Genomic DNA, 26908 nt, shown 5'->3' on the forward strand with positions numbered 1-26908 from the left:
CATCGACCGCGTTTCGTTCTTGTCCGGATCGTAGAGCCGGGTCTCCTGCACGACCGATCCGCCCGCCTCGACGATGGCTATCTGGCGGCGCGCCTCGTAGTCGATGGCGGCCTGGATGAAGCGCATGGAGTTCATGTTCTTGATCTCGCACCGCGTGCCGAGATGGCTGAAGTCCTGCGTTTCCATGTATTTCTCGTACTGACCCGGACGGCAGACCGAGACGTTGACATCCGCCCGCAGGTTGCCGTTCTGCATGTTGCCGTCGCAGGTGCCGAGATAACGCAGGATCTGGCGCAGTTTCAGCACATAGGCCGCCGCCTCTTCGGGGCCGCGGATGTCGGGGCGCGAGACGATTTCCATCAGCGCGACGCCGGTGCGGTTGAGGTCGACGAAGGACATCGCCGGGTCCATATCGTGGATCGACTTGCCGGCGTCCTGTTCCAGGTGGATGCGTTCGATCCGGACCTTGCGGGCCATCCCCTCGCCCATCTCGACCAGCACTTCGCCTTCGCCCACGATCGGGTGGTAGAGCTGGGAGATCTGGTAGCCCTGCGGCAGGTCCGGGTAGAAATAGTTCTTGCGGTCGAAAGCCGAGTGCAGGTTGATCTGCGCCTTCAGGCCCAGCCCGGTCTTCACCGCCAGCGCGACGCAGCCCTCGTTGATCACCGGCAGCATCCCGGGCATGCCCGCATCGACGAAGGCGACGTTGGAATTGGGTTCCGCCCCGAACCGGGTCGAGGCGCCGGAAAAGAGCTTGGCCCGAGAGGAGACCTGCGCATGCACCTCCATGCCGATGACAAGTTCCCAGTCGTGCTTGGCCCCGGCGATCACCTTGGGCTTGGGGGCTTCGTATGTCAGGTCGAGCATGGGCCGTCCTCTCGTATCCGGTACGACAGGCGTTCTAGGCGAGCGCGGGGAGGGGGGCAAGGCCCGGGCGCGGGCGCGGAGCGTTCCGACCGACGAGGCGCCGCCCCGGCCCCGCGAGCCGTTCCGGGGGGTGTCGTCTCAGCGACAGTCCTCGGGTCGAACGCGGGCAAGGCCCGACCCTGGTGAGGCGCGACAACGCCGCCGGGGGCAGTTCGAGGTTGTCCGGCGGTCTCCGGTCGCGACGAAAGTGCGCGGTGCCGAGGGGTCGCCCGAGATCACAGGCGGAAAAATCTGTGGGGAGGGCCGGTGTTGCCGGTTTTACGGCGCGCCAGTTCAAACCGTTTGCCCCATCGCCATCGGCGGCCTTTGGTCGGTCAGGCGCGCTGTCCGGTGCCCGCCTCCCGGTCCAGCTGCCGCGCCGCTGCGGCGGCTTCGAGCGCCGTGCGCGCCTGCACGGTCGCCGCCGCGATCCGCCCCGGCGACAGCGGGCCGGTCAGCATCGCGCCCGGCACCGCGCCGACCCGGGCCCAGACCTGCGGATGCAGTTCCGTCAGGTGACGCTCGGCGACGTCGGGCAGGGTCGCGTGGATCCGGCTGCGCACCTTGCGCGCCTCCGGGGTGATCACTTCGGGGTCCATCGCCGGTTTCATGCCGTCGGCATAGGCCGCCACGAGGTTCGTCAGATGCGGGTCCCCGGTCTCGTCCAGGATCGCGCCAAGCCCCGCGACGAACCGGTCCACGTCGAGTTCGGTTCCCGCTTCGGGGTCGAGCCGCAGGGCGTCGAACCAGAACCAGGCATAGGCGCGGTCGCCCCAGATGTCGCGAAGCTCTTCGCTCAGGATCTCGCCCGCCTCGGCCAGCCGCTCGTACGAGCCGAACCATCGCGGCAGGAGATGGACGCCGTAGGCCCGCAGGCGGCCGGGATTATGCGGGTCCAGCGAAATGGCGGTCTCGTGGCAGGTTCCGACCAGGTCCGAGGCGTCCGGTAGGGCCGCCAGCAGATCGCACCGGGTGGCGGCGATCTCCGCGCTCTCCGGAGCGAGCTGCCCGACCCTGTCCACCAGGGCCGAGGCGCTGGCGAAGCCGTCCAGAAAGGCGCTGCTTGGCGCGAAGGGCAGATAGTAGGGATCGACCTGGCCCTCGTAGGCCCAGGCGCTGTCGATCTGAGCACGGGCCACCACGAGCGACACGGCCCAGGAGCCGGGGTGCTCCTCGGCGACCTCGGTCAGGGCGCAGATCCCCTCGGGCACCGGCGTATCGGGCGAGGTGATGGCCGACCGGGCATGGCGCACCGCGTCGGATCTGGCCCCGTCGGCCAGCACCGCGGCCAGCGCGGTCCCCGAGGGCGTCGCGACGCGGTTGCGGTCGGTTTCGGCGATCAGGCGGCCCAGCATGTCCCAGCGATCCTGCCGCGACAGGTGCAACCCCTTGGCGAAATAGGCGTTTCGGCAGCGGTCGTGACGGGATTCGCTCCGCACCGGCAGATCCGGAGGGGCGAGCGGCGGAACGTCGGCCTGCCGCCCCTCCTGACGGGACTGTTTCCTGTCCTTGCCGTACCGGGCGCCGCGGGCGATGCCGAACATCGTGAACTCCATGTCTTGGGTATCGAGAGAGTCGCAATTCTTTCCGGCCGAATAAGGGCAGGGGTCGGGTCTTTGCGCGAAATTGGCGTGGCCAGCTGACGGGAAGGCGGCGCAATGGTGGCGCAATCCGGCTGGCCGGTCCCGACTCTGCCCGAATGCGTCTTTAACGGGTTACGCCGCCTCGCCGCGCAACTCGCGGTCAGGGAAGTAGACCCCCGGTTGATGCGGCTCCCTCGCCGGTCGATCGCTGCGACGGGGGAGGTGGCAGGCCCGTGGGCATAGGGCGCCGCCGGGCGGGACATGGTCGCGGTGCACCGGTCCAGACGTACGAATTGTTCGGCGGGAGCGGGGGCGGCCCGGAACCGGCCCCGCCCCGCTCACGCGGACGAGGACCTCCGGCACGATTGTCCGGCCCTGACCGATACGCCGGGTGAACTGATCGGTGTGGCGGTCTTGCGCCCGATGACCCGCGCTTCAGCGGCCGCCGGCCACGTCCAGGATACTGCGGGTGGTATAGCTCGCCTTGTCCGACAGCAGCCACAGGATCGCCTCGGCCGTGCCGGGCCGGCCCAGGGGCGGCGTATGGCCGATCTGGTTGAGCCGGTCGGGCTCGCCGCCTTTTTCGTGGATCCCGGTCTCGATCAGCCCCGGCCGGACCGAGTTGACGCGGATCCCCTCGGGGGCGAGTTCATCGGCCAGCCCGATAGTGAAACAGTCGATTGCCGCCTTCGACGCGGCATAGTCCACGTACTGCCCGCCCATCCCCTTGCGCGCGGCCGCCGACGAGACATTTGCGATGCCGCCCCCTGCATTGCGCCGCCGCATCAGCGCCACCGCCTCGCGCGCGACGAGCATGGCACCGATGACATTGACCGCGAACATCCGCTGCAGCCGCTCGGCCGTGAGATCGGCGAGAGAGGCGCGCCGGTCCACGATCCCGGCGTTGTTGACGAGATAGAGGGGCCGGGCGGGGTCGCTTTCCTCACCGGCGATCCGGCCCAGTTCCGCGATCTGGTCGGGTTGCGACAGGTCGGCCTGGATCAGCTTGACCTCTGAGCCGGCGATGCGCGCGGCGTCGGCCACGTCCTCGACCCCCACCCTGTTCGCACCGTAGTGCAGGAGGAGATGCGTCCCCGCACCGGCCGCCAGCCGCGCGCAGGCCGCCCCGATGCCGGAGCTTGCGCCGGTGATGAAAAGGGTGCGCGGTCGGTCGGAAGATGCGTGGGCCAAATCTGGTATCCTCGGGAAGGTGCGTCTAGGGGCGGGCGGGAGCGCCACGTGCGGGCAGAGGTCCGGTCGGGGTCCGGATCATGGTGTCGGCGCCGCGCACGGTGCTGCCGGGCCGACGAGTCCCGTGGCCTCCGCGCTGGCGGGGGGCGGGGGAGGGGCGGGACCATCCGCCGAACCGGCAGGAGACATGAGCAGGGGCATCGCGGTCACTCCTCGTCGCTCGAGATATCTCAGCACAGGGCCACGCCCGCGGCAAGCCTGGTGCAGAGGGCCGCGCTCTCACCGGAGCGGCGGCCTCACCCTTCCAGAATACGCCCCACCATCTCGGCCGTGTCGCGGCTCAGCCCCGGCAGCGCCGCGATCCGTTCCAGCTGTTCGCGTATCATGCCCTGCCGGTCCGCGTCATAGCGCCGCCAGGTCTGGAAGGCGCTGCACATCCGCGCGGTGGTCTGCGGGTTCACCGGGTCAAGCCGGATCAGCCAGTCCGCCATCAGTCGGTACCCGTCGCCGCTGGCATGGTGGAACCCCGCCTGGTTCATCGCCAGCGCGCCGAAGACCGACCGGAACCGGTTCGGGTTGGTCATGGCAAAATCCGGCCGCTGCGTCAGGGCGTCGGCCACCCGGGCGGCGTCGGCGGGCCGGGCGTGGGCCACCTGGATCATGAACCATTTGTCCATCACCAGCCGCTCATGCGACCATTGTTCCGCGAACGAGGCCAGTTCGAGCGAGCCGAGGCCGTTGGTCAAAAGCGCCGAGAGCGCGCCGATCTGCTGGGTCAGGTTGTCGGCATCGGCAAATTGCCCCTGCGCCGCCGCGCCGCCGTCGCGCCGCGTCAGCAGGCTGAGCAGGATGTTCGTCAGGGAGCGCTTGCCGGCCTGTTCGGCCGAGGGCGCGTAGGGTTCGGTCACCAGATGCGCGCGGTAGAGCGGCCCCAGATCGCCCGACAGGACCTCGGCCAAGGCGCCGCGCATCGCCTCGCGCCCGTCCCATATGGCCTGCGGATCCGGGGTGCGCCCGCTGTCGGCGAAGCTCTGCGCCAGATCGTCCTCGGAGGGCAGCCCCAGGCACAGCGAGCGGAAGGCGGGATCGAGGCTTTCGTCCGTGACCACCCGCCGCACCGCATCGAGATAGCGGTCGTCCGGCGCCTGCCCGCCGTCGATCATGTCGATCAGCGCGGTCTTGGCCAGCTGGCGCCCCGCCTCCCACTTGTTGAAAGGATCGGTATCGTGCGCGAGCAGGAACGCCCGTTCTTCGGCGTCCGTCTGCCGGTCCAGGACGACAGGGGCCGAGAACCCGCGCAGTGGCGAGGGGATCGGCCTGTCGGCCAGGCCCGCGAAGGTGAACGACTGTTCCGTCTCGGTCAGCTCCAGCAGCGTCGTCGGCACCACCTCCTGTCCGGAAGGATCGAGCAGCCCGATGGCGAAGGGTATGACCTGCGGTTGCTTGCCGGTCTGGCCCGGCGTGTCCGGCAGGCTCTGTTTCAGGGTCACGGTATAGGTGCCGTCGGCCCAGTCGTCCGTCATGACCACGCGCGGCGTGCCGGCCTGCGAATACCAGCGCTTGAACTGGGTCAGATCGCGGCCGGTGGTGTCCTCGAAGACCCTCAGCCAGTCCTCGATCGTGCAGGCCTGGCCGTCGTGCCGGTCGAAATAGAGGTCCAGCGCCTTGGCGTAGGCCTCGTCCCCGACCAGCCGCTTGAGCATGCCGATCACCTCGGCGCCCTTCTCGTAGACCGTCGCGGTGTAGAAGTTGTTGATCTCCTTGAAGCTCTCGGGCCGCACCGGATGCGCCAGCGGCCCCCCGTCCTCGCGGAACTGCCGCCCCCGCAGGTCGAGCACGTCCGAGATCCGCTTGACCGGCTCGGACCGCATGTCGGCGGTGAACTGCGCGTCGCGGAAGACCGTCAGCCCCTCTTTCAGGCACAGCTGGAACCAGTCGCGGCAGGTGATCCGGTTGCCGGTCCAGTTGTGGAAATACTCATGCGCGATGATCGCCTCGATCCGCTCGAAATTCGCGTCCGTCGCGGTGCGCGCATTGGCCAGAACGGCCGAGGAGTTGAAGATGTTCAGCCCCTTGTTCTCCATCGCGCCCATGTTGAAATCGTCGACGGCCACGATGTTGAAGATGTCCAGGTCGTATTCCCGGCCATAGACCTTCTCGTCCCATGTCATCGACTTCTTCAGCGCCTCCATGGCAAAGTCGCACTTGTCCTCGTCGCCGGGCCGCACCCAGACGTTCAGCTCGACCTCGCGGCCCGAGCGCGTGGTGAAAGAGCCGGGCAGGTTCACCAGTTCGCCCGCCACCAGAGCAAAGAGATAGGCGGGCTTGGGCCAGGGATCGTGCCATTCGGCGAACCCTTCGCCGCTCGCCACCCTGTTGCCGTTCGACAGCAGCACCGGCAGGTCCGACTCGATCCGCACCGAAAAGGGGGCCATTACGTCGGGGCGGTCGGGATAATAGGTGATCTTGCGAAAACCCTGCGCCTCGCACTGGGTCGAATACATGCCGTTCGACATGTAGAGACCCTCGAGCGCGGTGTTCGACGCCGGCGCGATCTCGACCTCGGCCTCCCAGACAAAGGCGGTGTCGGGGACATCGCAGGTCAGCCCCGCCTCGGTCAGCGTCGGGTCCACCTCGGTCCCGTCGATGCGGGCCGAGATCAGTGTCAGCCCCTCGCCGTCCAGCACGAATGTCCGGTCCGTGGCCTCGGGGTTCGGGGTGAAACGGATGCGCGACAGGACGCGGGTCGTCTCCGGGGCGAGGCGGAAGGTCAGCTGGACCTCTTCGACAAGCCACGCGGGGGGCGTGTAGTCCCTCAGATAGATCGTCGGGGTCTCTGCATCTGCCATTGCTGCCTCCTTGCGCCGCCGGTTGCGCCACTTGTTCCAGCAGGACCGTGGGGATGCAAGCCTGCCGCACAGCGGGCGGCCCTGCGGTGGTTTCACGCCGACGTGCGTTCACGAAAACTGAACCGGAGGCCCCCGCACGGCGTTTGGCTGATGAGAACCGTTTCACGAGAGGAAAAACACATGTCCGCACCGACGACGAATGTCGAACGCCAGGCGGCGCGCCACCGCGCACCGATCTGGGGGATGCTCATCGCGCTGATCTTCGGCGGGATCATGGGCGCCGCCATCACCCTCACCGCGACGAGCGGCGACGACCCCGAGGGCGCCGACACCATGATCGACGGCCGCACCGGCGAGGAGACCGTGACCGAATAGGTCTTTGCGCATTTGCACAATTGAGTGGCGTCAGCGGAGCGTTCTGCGCTGACGCACAGCCGGGGGTGTTTTCGCCGGGCTCCGATCGACATATATTTCGTGTCGAGGAAAGGAACCCGCGACACATGGCACGTCCCCGTATCGGCATCATCACCAATCTGCACATCGTCAATGACAGCTACCGCACCCATGCGGGCGGCGTCATGAATTCCGAGGCGGTGGCCCAGGTGGCCGAGGGCCTGCCCCTGCTGATCCCGGCGGACCCCAGCCTCGCCACGGTCGAGGACCTGCTGGACAATTTCGACGGTTTCGTGCTGACCGGGGGCCGGCCCAACGTCCACCCCGAGGAATACGGCGAGGAAGAGACCATGGCGCATGGCGCCTTCGACCGCGCGCGGGATGCGATCTCCCTGCCGCTGGTCCGGGCCTGCGTCGAGCGCGGGCAGCCGTTCCTCGGCATCTGCCGCGGTTTCCAGGAGGTCGCGGTCGCCCTTGGATCGGCCCTCCACCCCGAGATCCGCGACCTGCCCGGTCGCATGAACCACCGCATGCCCCCCGAGGGCACGACGGAGGAGCGTTTCGCCCTCCGCCACAAGGTGACGGTAAGCGAGGGCGGTCCCTTCCACAGGCTCTTCGGCGCGACCGAGGTGATGACCAACACGCTGCACGGCCAGGCGGTCATCCGCGCCGGCGAACGGTTCGTGATCGACGGCACCGCCCCGGACGGGACGCCCGAGGCCGCCTTCGTCAGGGATGCGCCGGGTTTCACCCTTTCCGTGCAGTGGCATCCGGAGTTCAACGCCGCGCAGGACCCGGTCTCGCGCCCGCTTTTCCAAGCCTTCGGAGACGCCGCCCGCGCCTGGAAGGCCCGCCGCGAACCGATGCCGCTGGCCAAGAGCGCCTGAGACCACCACGGCGCCACCGACACTCCTCACGTCACGACATCCCCGGCCCCGAACGCGGATCCACCACCACCCCGCGCCACACGTCATCCCCGGGCTCGACCCGAGGATCTCCAGGAACCGCGGGCGAGGGGCGCACCGCGATCCGAACTTCGACCGCCGAGACGAGAATGGCTCGTGGCGCCGCGCATAAAAATGTGCAGGCCGACCCTCCCGGACGCCAGGCCCCGACCGAGGGTTCCGCCCCCGGGGCGACGCTTTCGCGCCTGGTCGGCGCCGGTCACGAGCCCCTAACCGACGTGCCAATTGCCGCGGATCGCAAGAAACCCGCCGACGCCTCAACCCCTTGCGGAGACGTCAGACCACAAAGTCGAACTGGTCCGCCAGGGGCAGCCGCCGCGCGCGTTCGCCGGTCAGATCGAAGAGCGCATTCGCCAGCGCCGCGGCCGCCGGAGGCGTGCCCGGCTCGCCGATGCCGCCGATCCCGTCGCCGCTCTGGAGGATCCGGATGTCCACAACCTCGGGCATCGTGTTCATCCGGATCGCGTCATAGTCGTAGAAGTTCTGCTGCTCCGCCGCTCCGTCGGCAAAGGTGATCTGCTGATGCACCGCCGCCGACAGGCCATAGGCCATGCCGCCGAAGAGCTGTGCCTCGATATTCCCCGGGTCGAGGGCGAGGCCGGGATCGGCGGCGATCCAGGCCTTGGCGATGCGGATCCCGGCCTCGGTCCGGTGGACCTCGATCACCTCGGCGACCGGCGTTCCGAAGGAATGACAGAAGGCCACGCCCCGTCCCACGCCGTCTGGCGTCCTGCCGGTCCAGCCCGAGGCCTCGCGCACCGCCTCGAGAACGGCGGCGGACCCGGGGTCCTCGTCCTTCATCATCTCCAGCCGGAAGGTCAGCGGATCGGCGCCCGCCGCATGGGCCATCTCGTCCAGGAAGCTGTCGAAGAAGAACCCGTTCACCGACGCCCCTACCGACCGCCAGGGGCCGACCGGCAGGTCGAGTTCCGCGACATGGCCGCTGATCCGGGCGTTGGGGATCGCATAGGGCTGGTCGTAGGCGCCTTCCACATGGCCCTTGTCCGGTCCCGGCGGCGCGAAGCCCAGCAGCATCCTTACCAGCGACGGCGTGGCGGCCTGACCGCTGATCCGGCCGTCGAGCAGGACCGCCCGGCCATCCCTGACCGCCCCCCGGAACGACGCGATCGCGCCGGGCCGGTAGTAGCCGTGCGTCATGTCCTCTTCCCGCGACCAGAGCAGCTGGACCGGCGTCCCCTGCATCCGGACGGCGAGACGGGCGGCATACCGGGTGAAGTCGGTGTAACCCCGCCGCCCGAAGCCGCCGCCCATCAGCGGGGTATGAAGCGTGACCGCCTCGGGATCGAGACCTGCTTCCTCGGCCGCCGCCGCCCGGCAGTGGATGGGAATCTGGTTGCCGGACCAGACCTCGATCCGGTCCCCGTGGTAGAGCGCGGTGGCGCACAGCGGCTCCATCTGGGCATGGCTCAGGTAGGGCACCGCGTAGTCCGCGCGAACCTCGGTCGCGCCGTTGGGCAGCGTGTCCGCATCGCCGCGGTCGAGGAAGGTGGAATTGGCCCCGCCCTTCATCGCCGTATCGAAGGCCGCGAACATCTCTTCGGTGGTCTCCGGGTAGCTGCCCTTGCCCCAGTCGAAGCGGACGGCCTCGGCGCCCCGCATGGCGGACCACGAGTTGCTGGCGACCACGGCCACGCCGTCCCCCAGATCGATCACCCTCTCGACCCCGGCGATGTCCAGCGCCTCCGAGGCGTCGAACCCGTGCATCGCGCCGCCCTGGTAGGGGTTCCGTTTCAGCGCGGCGAATTTCATGCCCTCCAGCCGCACGTCGATCGAGAATTCGGCCGTGCCGGTCGCCTTGGGCGCCTGATCGTGGCGCGGCTGGCTCTTGCCGAGATGGCGCCATGCGTTTTGCGGGCGCAGTTCCGCGGTGACCGGGTCGATCCCGGCCGCGTCCGCCGCCAGTTCTGTATAGGGAAGGCGGCTGCCGTCCGGGGCGACCACCGCGCCCCCCTGGGTCTTCAGCGCCGACCGCGCGACACCGAGCCGCCGCGCCGCCGCCTCCTTGAGCGTTTCTCGGGCCGAGGCCCCGGCGTGACGCATCTTGTCGAACCCGTCCGCCGTCGAGGTCGATCCGCCGGTGACCTGCAGGTTCAGGAACTTGCCCGCCACAGCCATCTGCGCGCCGAGGTTCTCCTGCCAGTTCGACAGCCTGTAATTCGCCACGGGCAGCATCTGCGTTCCCATGGCGCGGTTGTAATAGGCCTTGCCGGGCGGGCCGTGCGCGATGCGCAGATCGGCGGGCTCCATGTCCAGCTCTTCCGCCGCCAGCGTCGCCCAGGTCGTCTGCACTCCCTGGCCCATCTCGGCCTTGGGCACGATGACCGTCACGGCCGCGCGGTCGATCACGATGAACGGGTTCAGGGCCACCTCGCCCTCGGCAGGGGAGAGCGGACTGGGGGCCGGCCGGCGCGCGGCATAGACGCCGAAGGCGACGCCGCCTGCCACGGCGGCCGTGCCGATGAGAAAGCTGCGGCGGGCGATCTTTCCGATGCGGGACATGGGGTCAGGCCTCCTGCATCTTTTGCGCGGCGTCGTGGATGGCGGCGCGAATCCGGGGATAGGTGCCGCAGCGGCAGAGGTTGCCGGCCATGGCCGCGTCGATCTCGTCATCCGTGGGCCGCGGCGTCTCGGCCAGCAGCGCCGCCGCCTGCATGATCTGGCCCGACTGGCAATAGCCGCACTGCGCGACCTGGTTGTCGATCCAGGCCTGCTGCAGCACCGAGAGGTCCTCGGGCGTGCCGATCCCCTCGATCGTCGTGACCGGGCCCCAGACATCGCCGACGGCCACCTGGCAGGATCGCACCGCCTCTCCATCGATATGAACGGTGCAGGCCCCGCAGGCCGCGACCCCGCAGCCGAACTTGGTGCCGGTCATGTTCAGCCCGTCGCGCAACGCCCAGAGCAGGGGCACCTCGTCGGACAGGTCGACGCTGCGCGCCGCGCCGTTGATCGTGAGCTTGGCCATGGAATCACCTCTTCTCGGACGTCATGACAAAATGAGTGGAATATGTCAGAGTGTCAATTGACATAATTCGTCCAATCTGTCAGATCGGGTGCATGACCATGCAACTTCTTCCCGATACGGGCGAAAAGCAGGGGCGCATCCTGAATGCCGCCCTCTCCGTCTTCGCGCTCTACGGGTTCCGGCGGGCCTCGATGGAGGATATCGCGCGGACCGCGGGCATGTCGCGCGCGGCGCTCTACCAGCATTTCCGCAACAAGGAAGACATCCTGCTGCATGGGGTGAAGGCCTATTTCGACCTGGCCTGCGCCGATCTGGCCCGTGCGCTGTCGCCGGGCCGCCCCCTGCACGAGGCGCTGCGCGAGGCCTGCGCCGCGCAGGCCGGCGGTCTCGCTGAGGCGCTGCTCGACAGCCCTCATGGCGAGGAACTGCTGTCGATGAAAGACGGCGGGGCCGAGGAGGAGACGCGGCTCGGCAACGACCGCATCGCGGCCATCTGGTCCGGCTGGCTGGAGGCCGAGGCCGCCGCGGACCGCCTCCGCCTGCCTGCGGAGGGCGCCGCCGCCACCGCGCGGGCGATCATCGCGGGCCAGCACGGCCAGAAGATGGCCGCCAGCGGCTACCGGGATTACCTCGCGCGGCTTGCGGTCTTTGCCGATCTCATGGCCCGGGCGCTCGAGCCGTAGGCCGCGGACCGTCGTGGGGTCTCCCCCGCCACGGGCGCCCGATACGTTCCGCGCACGGCCGGGTCTTTCGCATGGTGTGGCGGGGTGGGACCCACCCTTGGGCCGCCGCGCGGCAGGGGTCAGATCTGGCCGCCGGCGATGTGCACTTCGGTTCCGTTGGCGCTCTCGCTGGCGGGGTTGCACAGCCACAGTGCCGCCGCCGCGATCTCTTCGGGCAGGATCAGCTTCTTGTGGCGGTTGCTGCTCACCATGATGTCGCGGGCTTCCTCTGCCGACACGCCCGCGCGCTGCGAGATGGACTCGGTGTTGCGCGTCACGATCGGCGTGTCGACATAGCCGGGGCAGATCGAATTGAACGTGTAGGGCTCGTGCAGGAAGTCCTCGGCGAAAGAGCGCATCATGCCGATCACCCCGTGTTTCGACGCCGCATAGGCCCCCGCACCGGCCGCGCCCCTGACCCCCGCGATCGAGGAGATGGCGATCACCCGGCCCCAGTCGGTCGAGAGCATGGACTTGAGGCTTTCGCGCACGGTGTAGAAACAGCCGTCGAGATTGGTCGTCATGATCTTGCGCCAGAACTCGGACGAGGTCTTGTGCAGCTTCTTGCCCTCGGCGATGCCGGCATTGGCCACGCAGATCTGGATCGGCCCGCGCGCCTCGACCGCCGCGGCCGTCGTCTCGACGATCTGGGCTTCGTCGGTCACGTCCATGACGGCCGGAAACATGCCGTCTTCGGCCACCTCCTGCAGGACTTCGAGCCGCCGGCCGGTGATCGTCACCTGCGCCCCTTCGGCGACCAGCGCCCGCGCGATGGCCAGACCGATCCCGGTGCCGCCTCCGGTGACGATGGCGTGTTTCCCTGTCAGCATCATGACTGCCCCTCCCTTTCGCGAACTTGATCTCGGCTGACCATAGGGACCGGCGGGCAAAGCGCAAGCCGGACGGCCCCCGGCACGGAGCAGAGGCCAGAGTCCCGGAGACCGCACCGAGGCGACGCCGAAAAGCGTCGATTCCGCCGGGTTCTCGCGGGGCTGCCACGCCCCGCCGATGGATCCGCAGGGGGCGCCCCCCGGCCAGCGCCGTCGAAGTACAGGAAGAGGATAGACTCGGGCGCGAATTCCGTGCTGACTCGGCCCGGTGCAGGCAAAAGAGCCGCGGATGGGTTTGACTCTGCGCTGCAGAACGGGCACATCGGCGGGGATTTGGCACGCAATATTCTTGCGTGGCTTGCAGGGATTTGGTCGGAAAATTCCGGCCGATGTAGAACCAGTTGTTCATAAGGGGGACGACACAGGTGAAAATCGGAACGCCGAAAGAGGTCTTCGAGGGCGAGAACCGGGTTGCCATGACGCCGGACTCGGCGGCGCAGCTTCAGAAGCTCGGCCACGAATGCTATGTCGAAGCGGGGGCGGGATCGGCCGCGGGCTTTACGGACGATGCCTACGAGGCCGCCGGGGTGACGGTGGTCAAGACCGCCGCGGCCCTGTGGAAAGAGGTCGACATCATCGCCAAGGTCCGGCAGCCGACCGAGACCGAGTTGAAGCGGCTGAACAAGGACAAGACGCTGATTTCCTTCTTCAATCCCGCCGGGAACGAAGAGGGGATGGAACTGGCGAAATCCAAGGGCGCCACCGTCATCGCGATGGAGATGGTGCCCCGGATCAGCCGCGCGCAGAAGATGGACGCCCTGTCTTCGATGGCCAACATCGCCGGCTACCGCGCGGTGATCGAGGCGGGCAACAACTTCGGCCGCTTCTTCACCGGTCAGGTGACCGCCGCGGGCAAGGTGCCCCCGGCCCGCGTTCTCGTGGTGGGGGCCGGCGTCGCCGGTCTGGCCGCCATCGGCACCTCGACATCGCTCGGCGCCGTGACCCTGGCCTTCGACGTGCGCCCCGAAGTGGCCGAACAGGTCGAATCCATGGGCGCTGAGTTCGTCTACCTCGACTTCGAGGAGGAACAGCAGGACGGCTCGGCCACCGGCGGCTACGCCTCGGTCTCGAGCCCCGAGTTCCGCGAGGCACAGCTCGCCAAGTTCCGCGAACTGGCCCCCGACATCGACATCGTGATCACGACCGCGCTGATCCCGAACCGCGAGGCGCCCAAGCTCTGGCTCGAGGACATGGTCAAGGCGATGAAGCCCGGATCGGTCATCGTCGACCTCGCCGCCGAACGCGGCGGCAACGTCGAGGGCACCGTGCCGGACGAGAAGGTCGTGACCGACAACGGTGTCACGATCATCGGCTACACCGACTTCCCCAGCCGGATGGCGACGCAGTCCTCGGCGCTCTATGCCACCAACATCCGTCACATGATGACCGACCTGACGCCCGAAAAGGATGGCGTGGTCGATCATGACATGGACGACGACGTGATCCGCGGCGCGACCGTGACCCACAAGGGCGAGATCACCTGGCCGCCGCCGCCGCCCAAGGTCGCGGCCATCGCGGCCCAGAAGCCCAAGGAGAAGCCGAAGGAACTGACGCCCGAGGAAAAGCGGGAACAGGAGATCGCCGCCTTCAAGAAGGAGACCAAGAACCAGGTCACGCTGCTCGCCGTCGGCGGCGCGCTGATCCTGCTCGCCGGTCTGTTCACGCCGGCCAGCTTCATGCAGCATTTCGTGGTCTTCGTGCTCTCGGTCTTCGTCGGCTTCCAGGTGATCTGGAACGTGTCGCATTCGCTGCACACCCCGCTGATGGCCGTCACCAACGCCATCTCCTCGATCATCATCCTGGGCGCGCTGATGCAGATCGGTTCGGGCTCGTGGCTGGTGATCCTCCTTGCCGCCCTCTCGGTCTTCATGGCCGGGATCAACATTTTCGGCGGCTTCCTCGTGACACGGCGCATGCTCGCCATGTTCCAGAAATCGTAAGGGGTAGAGGATCATGGAATTCGGATTCACCACGGCGGCCTACGTGGTCGCGGCTGTCCTCTTCATCCTCTCGCTCGGCGGCCTGTCCGGGCAGGAAAGCGCCAAGCGCGCGGTCTGGTATGGCATCGCGGGCATGGCGCTGGCGGTCTTCGCCACGCTCATCGGCCCCGGCGCGGGCCTCTGGCTCCTGTCGCTCCTGCTGATCGCGGGCGGCGGCGCCATCGGCTGGGTCGTGGCCAAGCGGGTCGAGATGACCGAGATGCCCCAGCTTGTCGCGGCGATGCACTCGCTCGTCGGGCTCGCGGCGGTCTTCGTCGGCTTCAACGCCCATATCGAGATCGGCCGCGTCGCCGAAGCCTTCGCCGAGGCCGGCGTCGCCTTTCCGCACGCCACCTACGGCGTGATGAGCGACGCCGCGCACGAGGTCGAGTCGATCTTCCGCGGCTTCGCGGCCATCGTCGCCCACAAGACCGGGGTGGAGATCAACATCCTCCGCATCGAGCTTTTCCTCGGGGTGTTCATCGGCGCGATCACCTTCACCGGCTCGGTCATCGCCTTCGGCAAGCTGGCGGGCCGGGTCACCTCGGCGGCCGAGAAACTGCCCGGCGGGCACATCCTGAACGCCGGCGCGGCCGCCATCTCGCTCATCTGCCTCTTCTGGTACGTGGGCGGGGGCGGGTTCCTGCCGCTCTTCATCATGACGCTCTGCGCGCTCTTCATCGGCTATCACCTGATCATGGGGATCGGCGGCGCGGACATGCCCGTGGTCGTCTCGATGCTGAACAGCTATTCGGGCTGGGCGGCGGCGGCCATCGGCTTCTCGCTGGGCAACGACCTGCTGATCGTCGTGGGCGCGCTGGTCGGTTCCTCGGGCGCGATCCTGTCCTACATCATGTGCAAGGCGATGAACCGATCCTTCGTCAGCGTGATCCTCGGCGGCTTCGGCGGCTCGGCGGGTCCGGCGATGGAGGTCGAGGGCGAACAGAAGCCCATCGACGTGGACGGCGTGGCGCAGACGCTGGACGAGGCCGACAGCGTGATCATCGTGCCGGGCTACGGCATGGCGGTGGCCCAGGCGCAGCAGAACGTGGCCGAACTGACCCGCAAGCTGCGCGCCAAGGGCAAGGAGGTGCGCTTTGCCATCCACCCGGTCGCGGGCCGTCTGCCGGGGCACATGAACGTGCTGCTGGCCGAGGCCAAGGTGCCCTACGACATCGTGCTGGAGATGGAGGAGATCAACGACGATTTCCCCGACACCGACGTGGTCATCGTCATCGGGTCGAACGACATCGTGAACCCGGCGGCGCAGGACGATCCGAACTCGCCCATTGCCGGTATGCCGGTGCTGGAGGTCTGGAAGGCCAAGAACGTCTTCGTCTCCAAGCGGGGGCAGGGCACCGGTTATTCCGGTATCGAGAACCCGCTGTTCTACAAGGACAACACGCGGATGTACTACGGCGATGCCAAGGACTCGATCGGCGCGCTGCTGAACAAGCTCGACTGACGTCACCTGCGACGTTCTGCGGAAGGGGCGGCCTGTCGGGCCGCCCCTTTCGTTCGGGACGTGCCGTTGCGCCGCGCCGGCGCCCGGAACCACCCGGCGGCATCACGGGTTTGCACTCTTGCGAGGCGACGCAAGGAGGTGCAGCCATGATCCGCGAAGGCACGCAGGTCCGGTGGAACTGGGGCAACGGCACCGGCACCGGAAAGGTGCAGGAGACCTTTCACGAGACGGTCACCCGCAGGATCAAGGGCGAGGAGATCACCCGCAAGGGGTCCAGGGACAACCCGGCGTACCTGATCCGCCAGGAGGACGGGACCCGCCTTCTCAAGCTGAAATCCGAGGTCGAGCGGGCCTGACCATGCCGGACCTCGTGTACTATCCCGACGACCGGCCCGGCATCAGCCGTCGTCGGTGCGGGCGGGGCTTCACCTATCGCGCCCCCGACGGCACGACGATCGCCCGCGGCCCCGAACGGCGCCGGCTCGAGGCGATGGCCGTGCCGCCCGCCTATGAACGGGTCTGGATGTCGCCGGTGGCGAACGGGCATCTGATGGCGACCGGGTTCGACGCCCGGGCGCGCAAGCAGTACCGCTATCACCCCGACTGGTCCGCCGCGAAATCCGCCGAGAAATTCGCCTCTCTCGCCGCCTTCGGCGAGGCCCTGCCGCGCATCCGCGGCCGCATCTCGCGCGATCTCAACCACCGCGAGGCGGGGGAGGAACGGTTCGCCCTGGCGGCGGCGCTCCTGCTGATCGACGCCACGGCCATGCGCGTGGGCAACGAGGCCTATGCCGCCGAGAACGGCACCTATGGCGCCACCACCCTCCGCCGCAGACACCTCCGGCTCGTCGACGGGTCCCTGGCCCTGTCATGGCGGGCGAAGGGCGGGCAGAAGATGAATCGCCGCATCCGCTCGCGCCGGCTGATGCGTGTACTTCAGGCGGCCCGCGATCTGCCGGGGGCCGAGCTCTTCACCTGGCTGGACGCCGGGGGAACGGTGCGCCGCGTCACCTCGACCACGCTGAACGGCTATCTTGCCGATATCGGCGGCTGCGAGAGCTTCACCGCCAAGACATTCCGCACCTGGGCCGGCAGTCTGGCGGGCTTCGAATATCACCAGACGGCGGCAGAGGGCGCGACGATCAAGGGTATGACGCAGGCCGCGGCCGAGGTCCTGGCCAATACGCCCACGGTCGCGCGCAGCGCCTATGTGCACCCCCGGATCATCGACCTCGTCGGCCGCGAACCCGCCCCGCTGCCCGAAGCGCGGCGCGGGTTGTCCAAGCCGGAAACCGGGCTGCTCGAGGTGCTGGCGTGAGCCTCAGCGCCCCCGGATTCGCGGGTCGAGCGCGTCGCGCAGACCGTCGCCCAGATAGTTGACCGACAGCACCGTCAGCGAGATCGCGAGGCCGGGCATGATCACCCGCTCGGGGTTCTGCTGCATGTAGTCGACCGCGTCGAACAGCAGGCGGCCCCAGGTCGGGAAGTCGGGCGGAAAGCCGAGGCCGAGGAACGACAGCGCCGATTCCGTGATGATGGCGTTGGCGATCCCGAGCGTCGCCGAGACCACGATCGGCGAGACGACGTTCGGCAGGATGTGCCGCGCGATCATCTTGGTGTTGGTCGTGCCGATCGACCGCGCCGCCAGCACGAACTCCCGCTCCTTCAACGCCAGCACGTCGCCGCGCACGATCCGCGCCGTCGGCATCCACGAGGTCACGCCGATGGCCACGACGATCAGGATGAAGATGCCGGTCTCGGGCCCGAACGAGGCGTTCAGCGGTTCCCGGAAGAGCAGCACCATCACCAGCAGCAGCGGCAGCAGGGGCAGGGCGAGGAACAGGTCCGTGGTCCGCATCAGCAGGTTGTCGAGCGCCTTGAAATAGCCGGCCAGCACTCCGATCAGCGACCCCAGGAACAGCGCCAGAAGCATCGCGGTCATCCCCACCGACATAGAGACCTGCCCCCCCGCCATCATCCGCGCCAGCATGTCCCGGCCCAGCTGGTCGGTGCCGAAGGGATGCGCGAGGCTCGGGCCCTGGTTGCGCGCGCGGATGTCGATATAGGTCGCCTCCACGTGCCAGAATAGCGGCCCCACGAAGACCCCCAGCACGATCAGCACGAAGACGATCCCGCCGGCCATGGCGCCCTTGTGATGGCGGAACTGCCGCCAGACCTCGGCCCACTGGCTGCGCGGCGGCGTGGTCGGAAGCGGCGCGTCCAGCACGTCCGAGGCCTGGGCCTCGCCGGGGCCGGGTTCGATATGGCTCTGCGGTTCGTCAGTCATAGCGGATCCGTGGGTCGAGGATGCCGTAGAGCACATCCGCGATCAGGTTGAACAGCACGATGAGCACGGCGAAGATGAAGGTCAGCGTCTGCACCATCGGCAGGTCGTTGGCCTGGATCGCGGTGATCAGAAGCTGCCCGATCCCGTTCACCTTGAACACCTGCTCGGTGATGATCGCGCCGCCGAAAATCTGCGGAATGCCGAGCGCGATGACCGTGACCACCGGGATCATGGAGTTGCGGAGCACGTGGCTCAGCACCACCACCCGCTCGCCCAGCCCCTTGGCGCGGGCGGTGCGCACATAGTCCTGGTTGAGGTTGTCGAGCATCGAGGCGCGCATGAACCGCGCGATCTGCGCCGTGATCTGCAGCGCCAGCACCATCACGGGCATGATCATCTGCTGAAGCTGGACGACGAAGCTGTCCCAGTCGACCACCCGGTGCGTCGTGTCGTAGATCGACGGGAACCACCCGAGATTGACCGAGAAGATGACGATCACCAGCACCCCCGAGAAGAAGGGCGGCACCGAGAAGCCGATCATCGACACGAAGGTCCCGACGTTGTCGAAGACCGAATACTGCCGGTAGGCGGAATAGACCCCGATCGGCAGGGCGATCAGCACCGCGACGACATAGGCCGTGCCCACGACCCACAGGGTCTGGGGCAGCCGCTGGACGACGATCTCCATCACCGGCGACCGGGTCTGCCAGGACAGGACGCGCAGCTTCCCCTCGCTGAAGTTGGTGCCGAAGACGTAGTCCAGGAAGACCTGCGGCTCGACCCAGAAGAACTGGACGATCCATTTCCAGTACTGGATGTACCAGGCATCGCCCAGGCCAAGCGCCTCGCGCATCTTCTGCTTGACCTCGGGCGGCACGGTCAGCGGCACCTGCGCCATGGGATCGCCCGGCGCCAGTTGCAGCAGGCCGAAGATCACCAGCGAAATGAAGAGAAGCGTCGGAACGGCAAGCACCAGCCGCCGGATCGTGAAGGTCAGCATGCCGCGAGACCTTCAGGCCGAGGGAGGAGGGTGGGGTTGAAACCCACCCTACGGGCGCGGGGATATCTCCCTGCGTCGCTTGCGTGATACGGTGCCGGCAGTGTCAAAGGCAGGATGTCCCGGGTTGAAGCTGCATTCGAAAACCATCGCGGGCCCGATGATTTTGAAATGCCGCCTGCAGGATACGGAAAACGCCCCCGCGCGGTGACGCGGGGGCGTTCGGATCAGGTTGTCATTCCTCGATGCGGTACCAGTCGGCGACGTTCCACAGCTCGGAATCCCAGGTGTTCAGCACCACACCGCCCAGGGTGTTGGAATGGGCCGACACCCGGCCGCGGTCGACCAGCGGCACGATGACGTAGCTTTCCGCCGTCAGCATGTCGTTGAGCTTCTTGGCGATCTCGGCGCGCTTTTCCAGCTCGCCGGTCTGGCCCAGCTCCTTGACCAGGGCGTCGAATTCCTCGTCGCAGAACCGGTTGATGTTCTCGCCCTGCCACTGGCTTTCGGGGCGGGGGAACTTCTCGCAGGTGTGCTGGGCGAGGTAGGCCTCGGGGTCGGTGCCGTCGAAGTTGTTGGCGTACATTTCCACGTCCGCATAGAACTTCTGGAACGTGTCCGGAGAGCCCGGATCGCCGCCGAAGAAGACCGAGCCCGAGACGTTGCGCAGCTCGGTCTCGACGCCGATCTCGGACCACCACTGCTTGATCAGCGCCTGGAAATCCTGGCGGACGGCATTGGTCGAGGTCTGGAAGAGCAGCGACAGCTCCATGCCGTCCTTCTCGCGGATGCCGTCACCGTCCTCGTCGGTCCAGCCCGCTTCTTCCAGCAGCGCCTTTGCGCCCTCGATATCCTGGGTCAGACACTCGGTGTTGTCCGAGGCGTAAATCTCCGGCGCCGGCACCAGGTTGCAGGTCGGGCGGCCCGCCTGGCCATAGCCGATCTCGACCAGAAGGGGGCGGTCGATCGCCATGGACAGCGCCTTGCGCACCTTCATGTCCGTCAGGATCGGGTGCGGGTGCTTGGCGGTCGCGCGCTCGCCCTCGGGCAGGTCGGGCGAGGGATCCGTCAGGTTCATCTCGATCCGTTCCACCAGCGTGCCGAAGGCCGACACCGGCGTGCCTTCGCCGCCCTCGGCCATCTTCTCGATCACTTCCGGCGCCAGCTGCAGGTTCCAGGCATAGTCGAACTCGCCCGTCTCGAGCACCGCGCGGCCCGCCGCCGCCGCGTCGCCGCCGCCCTTGAAGGTCACGGTGGCGAAGGCCGGCTTGGCGGGATCGCGGAAATTGGGGTTCGCTTCCATCTGGATCACGTCGTTCGGACGGAAGTCGGTGACCACGAAGGGCCCGGTGCCGATCGGGTTGAAGTTCGCCTCGGTGCATTCCGGTGCCTTGGCGCCCAGGCAGTCCTGGAACTGCTCCTGCTGCAGGATCGGCGACTGGCCGCCCATGAACGCCTGGTAGGGGTTCGGCTTGGGCTCGGTAAAGTTCACCACGATGGTCAGGTCGTCCGGCGTCTCGATCGAGCCGATGCCTTCGAACTTGGCCGCCTGGGCGCAGCCGCCTTCGGGATGCATGCAGTAGTCGGCCGTGAACTTGACGTCCGCCGAGGTCACCGGCGAGCCGTCGGACCAGGTCAGGCCCTCTTTCAGCTTCCAGGTGATCTGCTTGAGATCCTCGGTCACGCCGCCGTTCTCGATGGTCGGGATTTCCTGTGCCAGATACGGCACCATGTTCCCGTCCTGGTCGAACCGGCCGAGCGGCTCGATGACCATCGACGAGGCCTCGATGTCCTTGGTGCCCGACGACAGGTAGGGGTTCATGATCGACGGAGCCTGCCAGTATATGATGTTGACATGGCCGTCCGCGCCGCGTTCGGCGAAGGCAGCAGGTGCCAGCCCGGATACGGCAACGGCGCCGAGCAACAGGGTTCTGAGTTTCATTCCATACTCCATTGTTGGACGAGCCTCGCCGCTTCTGTCGGCGGCGCGGCGTTGATCGCGCGGATGGCCGGACGTGACGTCCGGGCGAGAGTAACGGCCCCTTCACATTCGCGCGGGTGGAAACATCGAAAAGCGGTTTGTCGAAAAAAGCAAGTCCGGTGACCGGTGGACCTGAGGTCAGCCATGCTGCCGGTTTGACAATGCGCGTCAACCGTCGCTAGCGTCATGAGGTCACGAAGAGGACGGACCCCCAATGCTGGATCATGCCGCGGCTGAGGCCGGGAACACGACCCCGATCGTCCGGATCGAGAATCTCAGGGTCTCGTTCCAGACCAAGGACGGAGAGGTCTTCGGGGTCGAGGACGTGTCGTTCTCGGTCAACCCCGGCGAAACGGTCTGCATCGTCGGCGAATCCGGCTCGGGCAAGTCCGTCTCCTCGCTCTCGCTGATGCGGCTGGTTGAATTCGGCGGCGGCCAGATCGCCGGGGGGCATCTCTTCTTCGAGCGGAGGAAAGACGGTCAGCTAGATCTTTCCCAGGCGGAACAGGGCCTTATGCGCACGATCCGCGGCAACGAGATCGGCATGATCTTCCAGGAGCCGATGACCGCGCTGAATCCGGTCTTCACCATCGGCCGTCAGCTGACCGAGGGGCTGCGCCTGCACATGGACCTCGACAAGGCAGCGGCGGCGGCCCGCGCGATCGAGCTTCTGCGCGAGGTCCGGATCCCCGAACCCGAGCGCCGGATGAAGCAGTATCCGCACGAGCTCTCGGGCGGGATGCGCCAGCGCGTGGTCATCGCCATGGCGCTCGCGTGCAAACCGCGCCTGCTGATCGCAGACGAGCCGACGACCGCGCTCGACGTCACGATCCAGGCCGAGATCCTGGCCCTGATGGACCGGCTCAAGCGCGAAACCGGCACTGCCGTGATGTTCATCACCCATGACATGGCCGTGGTTGCACAAATGGCCGACCGGGTGGTCGTCATGTTCCGCGGCCACAAGGTCGAGGAGGGGCCGGTTGCCGAAATATTCGGCAATCCGCAACACGACTATACCAAGGCGCTCCTTGCCGCGGTGCCCAAGCTGGGCGAAATGAAGGGCAAGCCGGTCCCCGAGCCGATGCGCCTGCTGGGCGTGGACGCGGCCGACGTCAAACCGATCCCCGGTACCGACGACCTGTTGCTCGAGGTGCGGAACCTCACCACCCGCTTCCCGGTCAAGGGCGGTTTCTTCCGCCGAACGGTCGCCCAGGTCCACGCGGTCGAGGACATCTCGTTCACCATCAACCGCGGCCAGACCCTCAGCCTCGTGGGCGAGTCGGGCTGCGGCAAGTCGACCGCCGGCCGGTCACTGCTGCGCCTCGTCGAACCCATGTCCGGCGAGGTTCGTCTCGCCGGCAAGGACATCATCGCCCTGAACCAGCCCGACCTGCGCAAGGCGCGGCTCGACATGCAGATGATCTTCCAGGATCCCTTCGCCTCGCTGAACCCGCAGATGATGCTGCGCGACCAGGTGGCCGAGCCGATGTGGAACTTCGGCACCCTCAAGGGCCAGGAGATGGAAGACCGCATCGCCATGCTCTTCGACCGGGTCCACCTGCCGCGCGGCTTCATGCGACGCTATCCCCATGAACTCTCTGGCGGGCAGCGTCAGCGGGTGGCCATCGCCCGCGCGCTCGCCCTGAACCCCAAGCTGATCGTCGCGGACGAGGCCGTCTCGGCGCTCGACGTTTCCGTTCAGGCGCAGGTGCTGAACCTGATGATGGAGCTCCAGGCCGAGCTGGGCCTCTCCTTCCTCTTCATCAGCCACGACATGGCGGTCGTCGAACGGGTCAGCCACCGGGTCGGCGTCATGTATCTCGGCCGCATCGTCGAGATCGGTTCGCGCACCGCGGTTTTCGAGAACCCCCAGCACCCCTATACCCGCGCCCTGATGAAGGCGGTTCCGATCGCCGATCCCGCCCGCCGCAAATCCGAGCGCGAGCTGAACTTCAAACCGATCCCCTCGCCGATTCACGACCTCGACTACCGGCCCGAGCCGTCCGAATACCGGCAGGTCGGCGACGACCACCATGTCCTGACCACTGACAGCGGCTACTGAGAATGCCCGAAAGACTGACGCCCTACGAGATCATGGAAAAGCTCGTCAGCTTTCCCACGGTCTCGCGGGAGACAAACCTGCCGCTGATCGACTGGGTCCAGGACTATCTGGAAAGCCACGGGGTGCAGGTCTACCGCCACCTCCACCCGTCCGAGCCCAAGGCCGGGCTCTGGGCCCACGCCGGACCGATGGAGGAGGGCGCGGTGATCCTCTCGGGCCATACCGACGTGGTGCCCGTCGACGGGCAGGACTGGTCCACCGACCCCTTTACGGTCCGCGAGGCCGACGGAAAGTACTACGGCCGCGGCTGCTGCGACATGAAGGGGTTCGACGCGCTCGCCATCTGGGCCATGGCCGAGGCGCAGGCGACCGGCACCAGGCGCCCCCTGCAACTGGCCCTGACCTACGACGAGGAAGTCGGCCTGATCGGAGCGGACCCGCTGCTGAAGGACGCGGCCGGCAGGTTCCCCCGCGCCGCCGCCGCCATCGTCGGTGAGCCCACCACGATGCAGGCGGTGACGGGGCACAAGGGCGGCATGGCCTGGGATGTCCATGTCCACGGCTACGAGATCCATTCCTCGATCGCCTACCGCGGCGTCTCGGCCATCATGGAGGGTGCCCGGCTGATCCAGTGGGCCAACGAGGTGAACGCCGCAAGCGCCGCCGCCACGCCTTCTGACGTGAACGCCGCCTTCGACCCGCCGTGGTCCAACCTGCATGTCGGCATGATCCACGGTGGCACCGCCCATAACATCACCGCCAAGGATTGCGAATTCGTCTTCTCGATCCGCCTCGTCCCCGGCGACGATCCCGAGGCCTGGAAGGCCCGCATCATGGGCCGGATCGCCGAGATCGAGGCGGAGATGCAGGCCATCCGCCCCGAAACCTCGATCGAGGTGACCGAACGTTTCGCCGGCCCCGGCCTCAACGCCGAACCGGGCGGGCCGGCGGAAACACTCGTCCGGCAGCTCACCGGCGACAACGCTCGCCATGTCGTCAGCTACGGGACCGAGGCCGGGTATTTCCAGCAGCACGGGTTCGACGCCGTGGTCTGCGGCCCGGGCGACATCCAGCAGGCGCACCAGCCGGACGAATACATCACGATCGAACAGTTCGAGACGGGCCACGGCTTCATGCGGCGGCTGCTCGACCACCTGAACCGGGACTGAACCATGCCGATCAAGAACCGCTTCGCCGAACTGCATGACGAGATTGTCGCCTGGCGGCGCGATTTCCACGAGAACCCCGAGCTTCTCTACGACGTGCACCGCACCGCCGGCCTCGTCGCCGACCGGCTGAGGGACTTCGGCTGCGACGAGGTCGTCGAGGGGATCGGCCGCACCGGCGTCGTCGGGGTCATCCACGGCGCGCAGACGGCTTCGGGTCGGGTGATCGGCCTGCGCGCCGACATGGACGCGCTGCCGATGCAGGAAAAGACAGGGTTGTCGCATGCCTCCAGGACCCCCGGCGCCATGCATGCCTGCGGTCACGACGGCCACACCTCGATCCTGCTGGGCGCGGCGAAATATCTGGCCGAGACGCGTCGCTTCGACGGCACGGTGGTGGTGATTTTCCAGCCTGCCGAGGAGGGCGGGGCCGGCGGTCTCGCCATGTGCGAGGACGGGCTGTTGGACCGCTGGAACATCGAGGAGGTCTACGGCCTGCACAACATGCCCGGCCTGCCGGCGGGGGAGTTCGCCATCCGCCCCGGCGCGCTTCTGGCCTCGGCCGACGAATTCACCATCACCGTGGTGGGCAGGGGCGGTCATGCCGCGCAGCCGCACACCGTCATCGACCCGGTGGTGGTCGCCGGTCACCTGATCGTCGCGCTTCAGAGCGTCGCCAGCCGCAGCGCCGATCCGGTGAAATCCCTCGTGGTTTCGGTCTGCACGCTGAAATCCGACACCGAGAGCCACAACATCATCCCCGGAGAGGTCCTGCTGCGCGGCACCGTCCGCTCGCTGGACCCGGATCTCCGCGACCTGGCCGAGACCCGCATCCACGCCATCGTCGCCTCGACCGCCGAGGCCTTCGGCGCGACGGCTCGGATCGAATACGACCGGGGCTATCCCGTCACGATGAACGCGCCCGGCCAGACGGACTTTGCCGCGGACGTCGCAGAAGCGGTGGCCGGAAAGGTCATCCGCGACGCGCCGCCCGTGCTGGCGGCCGAGGATTTCGCCTATATGCTGGAACGACGCCCCGGCGCCTATATCATGCTGGGCAATGGAACCGACAGCGCGATGGTCCACCACCCCGCCTACGATTTCAACGACGAGGCCATTCCCGCCGGCTGCAGCTGGTTCGCGGAACTGGTCGAACGACGCCTGCCGGCCTGAGCCCGGCACAACCCAAGGAGCCGAAGATGCCCGTCAAGAACCGCTTTGCAGAACTGCTGCCCGAAATCACCGAGTGGCGCCGCGACCTGCACGAGAACCCCGAGATCCTCTTCGACACCGTCCGCACCGCCGGCATCGTCGAGGAGAAGCTGAAGGACTTCGGCTGCGACGAGGTCGTCACGGGCCTCGGCCGGACGGGCGTGGTCGGCGTGATCAAGGGCAAGGCCACCGGCTCGGGCAAGGTCATCGGCCTGCGCGCCGACATGGACGCCCTGCCGATCCACGAACAGACGGGGGTGGACTACGCCTCCAAGACCCCCGGCGCGATGCATGCCTGCGGCCATGACGGCCACACCGCGATGCTGCTGGGCGCGGCCAGGTATCTCTCCGAGACGCGCAATTTCGACGGCACGGTCGTGGTGATCTTCCAGCCCGCCGAAGAGGGGGGCGGCGGCGGGCGCGAGATGTGCGCCGACGGCCTGATGGAGCGGTTCGGCATCCAGGAGGTCTACGGCCTGCACAACTGGCCCGGCCTGCCCGTCGGCCAGTTCGCCATCCGCCCCGGCCCGACCATGGCCGCGACGGACGAGTTCACCATCGTCGTGCAGGGCAAGGGCGGCCACGGCGCCAAGCCCCACCTCACCGTCGATCCGGTGGTCGCGGCCTCGCATGTGGTGGTGGCGCTGCAGTCCATCGTCAGCCGCACGGCGGACCCTGTCGGTGCGGTGGTCGTCTCGGTCACGTCGTTCGAGACCTCGTCCAAGGCCTACAACGTCATCCCCGACACGGTGGAACTGCGCGGCACGATCCGCACTCTGACGCCGGAGAACCGCAGGATGACGGAGGAGAAGATCAAGGCCATCCCGGTCTCGGTCGCCGCGGCCTTCGGGGCGGAGGCGCAGGTGACCTACCACTCGAACTATCCGCCGACGATCAACTCGCCCGAACAGACCGAATTCGCCGCCTCCGTCGCGCGCTCGGTCTCGGGCGACTGCGGCGAGGCGCAGGTCACCATGGGCGGCGAGGATTTCTCCTACATGCTCGAGGAGCGCCCCGGCGCCTATATCTTCATGGGCAATGGCGACAGCGCCGACGTGCACCACCCGAAATACAACTTCAACGACGAGGCCATCCCGGCGGGCTGTTCCTGGTGGGCCGGCATCGTCGAGCAGCGGATGCCGGCGGAGTAGGCGCCGGGGGGTCTGCGAAGGCTTGCTCCGGACCGCCCGGCGGAACGCGTGAGGGGAGATCCCCGGTCGGGGCCGGGGATACGGGTGGTGCGGGGTGAGCCGTGCCGAACCCGCCGGGGGCGG

Annotated in this window: 21 protein-coding genes; 11 read left to right on the plus strand and 10 right to left on the minus strand. The window is 67.7% G+C overall.

Annotated elements, in window-relative coordinates; genetic code table 11:
• The 4 genes from gatB to pepN form a co-directional block, all read right to left on the minus strand.
• The coding region (gene gatB, locus OB2597_RS04120; RefSeq protein ID WP_009804255.1) for an Asp-tRNA(Asn)/Glu-tRNA(Gln) amidotransferase subunit GatB at positions 1 to 867 on the minus strand (867 nt) is incomplete at its 3' end.
• A gap of 374 nt (positions 868 to 1241) precedes the next feature.
• Positions 1242 to 2462, minus strand: a complete 1221-nt coding sequence (locus tag OB2597_RS04125) for a hypothetical protein (protein WP_009804256.1) — start codon at positions 2460 to 2462, stop codon at positions 1242 to 1244.
• 462 nt (positions 2463 to 2924) lie between these two features.
• Positions 2925 to 3680, minus strand: a complete 756-nt coding sequence (locus OB2597_RS04130) for an SDR family oxidoreductase (RefSeq protein WP_009804257.1) — start codon at positions 3678 to 3680, stop codon at positions 2925 to 2927.
• Between the two features lie 296 nt (positions 3681 to 3976).
• Positions 3977 to 6529: an aminopeptidase N gene (pepN, locus tag OB2597_RS04135; RefSeq protein WP_009804258.1), complete on the minus strand. Its 2553-nt coding sequence runs from the start codon at positions 6527 to 6529 to the stop codon at positions 3977 to 3979.
• A 180-nt stretch (positions 6530 to 6709) separates the two neighbouring features.
• On the opposite strand from pepN, the gene OB2597_RS04140 reads away from it, so the two are divergent.
• Together OB2597_RS04140 and OB2597_RS04145 are read left to right on the plus strand one after the other, a co-directional pair.
• A complete protein-coding gene (locus OB2597_RS04140; protein WP_009804259.1) occupies positions 6710 to 6904 on the plus strand; it encodes a hypothetical protein in 195 nt (64 codons plus the stop codon).
• A gap of 125 nt (positions 6905 to 7029) precedes the next feature.
• Entirely contained in the window at positions 7030 to 7809 is a 780-nt protein-coding gene (locus tag OB2597_RS04145) for a gamma-glutamyl-gamma-aminobutyrate hydrolase family protein (RefSeq protein WP_009804260.1), read from the plus strand.
• 354 nt (positions 7810 to 8163) lie between these two features.
• Here OB2597_RS04145 and OB2597_RS04150 read toward each other — a convergent pair whose 3' ends face one another.
• Entirely contained in the window at positions 8164 to 10407 is a 2244-nt protein-coding gene (locus tag OB2597_RS04150; RefSeq protein ID WP_009804261.1) for a xanthine dehydrogenase family protein molybdopterin-binding subunit, read from the minus strand.
• A gap of 4 nt (positions 10408 to 10411) precedes the next feature.
• The gene (locus tag OB2597_RS04155; protein WP_009804262.1) at positions 10412 to 10873 is read right to left on the minus strand and encodes a (2Fe-2S)-binding protein; all 462 of its coding nucleotides are present in this window, start codon (positions 10871 to 10873) and stop codon (positions 10412 to 10414) included.
• A 92-nt stretch (positions 10874 to 10965) separates the two neighbouring features.
• Between OB2597_RS04155 and OB2597_RS04160 the strand changes: the two genes are divergently transcribed.
• A complete protein-coding gene (locus tag OB2597_RS04160) occupies positions 10966 to 11556 on the plus strand; it encodes a TetR/AcrR family transcriptional regulator (RefSeq protein ID WP_009804263.1) in 591 nt (196 codons plus the stop codon).
• Between the two features lie 119 nt (positions 11557 to 11675).
• Here OB2597_RS04160 and OB2597_RS04165 read toward each other — a convergent pair whose 3' ends face one another.
• Positions 11676 to 12428, minus strand: a complete 753-nt coding sequence (locus OB2597_RS04165; RefSeq protein ID WP_009804264.1) for an SDR family NAD(P)-dependent oxidoreductase — start codon at positions 12426 to 12428, stop codon at positions 11676 to 11678.
• Between the two features lie 422 nt (positions 12429 to 12850).
• On the opposite strand from OB2597_RS04165, the gene OB2597_RS04170 reads away from it, so the two are divergent.
• The 4 genes from OB2597_RS04170 (at position 12851) to OB2597_RS04185 (ending at position 17247) form a co-directional block, all read left to right on the plus strand.
• Complete coding sequence (locus OB2597_RS04170) at positions 12851 to 14425, plus strand: Re/Si-specific NAD(P)(+) transhydrogenase subunit alpha (RefSeq protein ID WP_009804265.1); 1575 nt, start codon at positions 12851 to 12853, stop codon at positions 14423 to 14425.
• Positions 14426 to 14438: 13 nt separating this feature from the next.
• Complete coding sequence (locus tag OB2597_RS04175; protein ID WP_009804266.1) at positions 14439 to 15929, plus strand: NAD(P)(+) transhydrogenase (Re/Si-specific) subunit beta; 1491 nt, start codon at positions 14439 to 14441, stop codon at positions 15927 to 15929.
• Between the two features lie 146 nt (positions 15930 to 16075).
• The gene (locus OB2597_RS04180; RefSeq protein WP_009804267.1) at positions 16076 to 16285 is read left to right on the plus strand and encodes a hypervirulence associated TUDOR domain-containing protein; all 210 of its coding nucleotides are present in this window, start codon (positions 16076 to 16078) and stop codon (positions 16283 to 16285) included.
• Between the two features lie 2 nt (positions 16286 to 16287).
• Entirely contained in the window at positions 16288 to 17247 is a 960-nt protein-coding gene (locus OB2597_RS04185) for a DNA topoisomerase IB (RefSeq protein WP_009804268.1), read from the plus strand.
• A 3-nt stretch (positions 17248 to 17250) separates the two neighbouring features.
• Here OB2597_RS04185 and OB2597_RS04190 read toward each other — a convergent pair whose 3' ends face one another.
• The 3 genes from OB2597_RS04190 to OB2597_RS04200 form a co-directional block, all read right to left on the minus strand.
• Complete coding sequence (locus OB2597_RS04190) at positions 17251 to 18216, minus strand: ABC transporter permease (RefSeq protein ID WP_009804269.1); 966 nt, start codon at positions 18214 to 18216, stop codon at positions 17251 to 17253.
• Positions 18209 to 19216, minus strand: coding sequence for an ABC transporter permease (locus tag OB2597_RS04195; protein ID WP_009804270.1), 1008 nt, complete (start codon positions 19214 to 19216; stop codon positions 18209 to 18211). Before OB2597_RS04195 ends, OB2597_RS04190 begins: the two co-directional genes overlap by 8 nt.
• Before the next feature lie 232 nt (positions 19217 to 19448).
• Complete coding sequence (locus OB2597_RS04200) at positions 19449 to 21155, minus strand: peptide ABC transporter substrate-binding protein (protein WP_009804272.1); 1707 nt, start codon at positions 21153 to 21155, stop codon at positions 19449 to 19451.
• 253 nt (positions 21156 to 21408) lie between these two features.
• On the opposite strand from OB2597_RS04200, the gene OB2597_RS04205 reads away from it, so the two are divergent.
• From OB2597_RS04205 to OB2597_RS04220, 4 genes are read left to right on the plus strand one after another with little or no spacing between them, the layout of a single operon-like run.
• On the plus strand, positions 21409 to 23256 hold the full coding sequence (locus OB2597_RS04205) for an ABC transporter ATP-binding protein (RefSeq protein WP_009804273.1): 1848 nt from the start codon (positions 21409 to 21411) through the stop codon (positions 23254 to 23256).
• A gap of 2 nt (positions 23257 to 23258) precedes the next feature.
• Positions 23259 to 24425 carry an acetylornithine deacetylase gene (gene argE / locus OB2597_RS04210; RefSeq protein ID WP_009804274.1) on the plus strand — a complete coding sequence of 389 codons (1167 nt, stop codon included), beginning with the start codon at positions 23259 to 23261 and terminating at the stop codon, positions 24423 to 24425.
• A gap of 3 nt (positions 24426 to 24428) precedes the next feature.
• Positions 24429 to 25595, plus strand: coding sequence for a M20 aminoacylase family protein (locus tag OB2597_RS04215; RefSeq protein ID WP_009804275.1), 1167 nt, complete (start codon positions 24429 to 24431; stop codon positions 25593 to 25595).
• Between the two features lie 26 nt (positions 25596 to 25621).
• The gene (locus tag OB2597_RS04220; RefSeq protein ID WP_009804276.1) at positions 25622 to 26785 is read left to right on the plus strand and encodes a M20 aminoacylase family protein; all 1164 of its coding nucleotides are present in this window, start codon (positions 25622 to 25624) and stop codon (positions 26783 to 26785) included.
• Positions 26786 to 26908 lie beyond the last annotated feature (123 nt).

This window comes from Pseudooceanicola batsensis HTCC2597 (assembly GCF_000152725.1).
GTDB lineage: Bacteria > Pseudomonadota > Alphaproteobacteria > Rhodobacterales > Rhodobacteraceae > Pseudooceanicola > Pseudooceanicola batsensis.

Coding starts and splice junctions, on each gene's coding strand:
- OB2597_RS04125 (WP_009804256.1), bottom strand. CDS start 2,462: ATGGAGTTCACGATGTTCGGCATCGCCCGCGGCGCCCGGTACGGCAAG.
- pepN (WP_009804258.1), bottom strand. CDS start 6,529: ATGGCAGATGCAGAGACCCCGACGATCTATCTGAGGGACTACACGCCC.
- OB2597_RS04140 (WP_009804259.1), top strand. CDS start 6,710: ATGTCCGCACCGACGACGAATGTCGAACGCCAGGCGGCGCGCCACCGC.
- OB2597_RS04145 (WP_009804260.1), top strand. CDS start 7,030: ATGGCACGTCCCCGTATCGGCATCATCACCAATCTGCACATCGTCAAT.
- OB2597_RS04150 (WP_009804261.1), bottom strand. CDS start 10,407: ATGTCCCGCATCGGAAAGATCGCCCGCCGCAGCTTTCTCATCGGCACG.
- OB2597_RS04155 (WP_009804262.1), bottom strand. CDS start 10,873: ATGGCCAAGCTCACGATCAACGGCGCGGCGCGCAGCGTCGACCTGTCC.
- OB2597_RS04160 (WP_009804263.1), top strand. CDS start 10,966: ATGACCATGCAACTTCTTCCCGATACGGGCGAAAAGCAGGGGCGCATC.
- OB2597_RS04165 (WP_009804264.1), bottom strand. CDS start 12,428: ATGATGCTGACAGGGAAACACGCCATCGTCACCGGAGGCGGCACCGGG.
- OB2597_RS04175 (WP_009804266.1), top strand. CDS start 14,439: ATGGAATTCGGATTCACCACGGCGGCCTACGTGGTCGCGGCTGTCCTC.
- OB2597_RS04180 (WP_009804267.1), top strand. CDS start 16,076: ATGATCCGCGAAGGCACGCAGGTCCGGTGGAACTGGGGCAACGGCACC.
- OB2597_RS04185 (WP_009804268.1), top strand. CDS start 16,288: ATGCCGGACCTCGTGTACTATCCCGACGACCGGCCCGGCATCAGCCGT.
- OB2597_RS04190 (WP_009804269.1), bottom strand. CDS start 18,216: ATGACTGACGAACCGCAGAGCCATATCGAACCCGGCCCCGGCGAGGCC.
- OB2597_RS04195 (WP_009804270.1), bottom strand. CDS start 19,216: ATGCTGACCTTCACGATCCGGCGGCTGGTGCTTGCCGTTCCGACGCTT.
- OB2597_RS04200 (WP_009804272.1), bottom strand. CDS start 21,155: ATGAAACTCAGAACCCTGTTGCTCGGCGCCGTTGCCGTATCCGGGCTG.
- OB2597_RS04205 (WP_009804273.1), top strand. CDS start 21,409: ATGCTGGATCATGCCGCGGCTGAGGCCGGGAACACGACCCCGATCGTC.
- argE (WP_009804274.1), top strand. CDS start 23,259: ATGCCCGAAAGACTGACGCCCTACGAGATCATGGAAAAGCTCGTCAGC.
- OB2597_RS04215 (WP_009804275.1), top strand. CDS start 24,429: ATGCCGATCAAGAACCGCTTCGCCGAACTGCATGACGAGATTGTCGCC.
- OB2597_RS04220 (WP_009804276.1), top strand. CDS start 25,622: ATGCCCGTCAAGAACCGCTTTGCAGAACTGCTGCCCGAAATCACCGAG.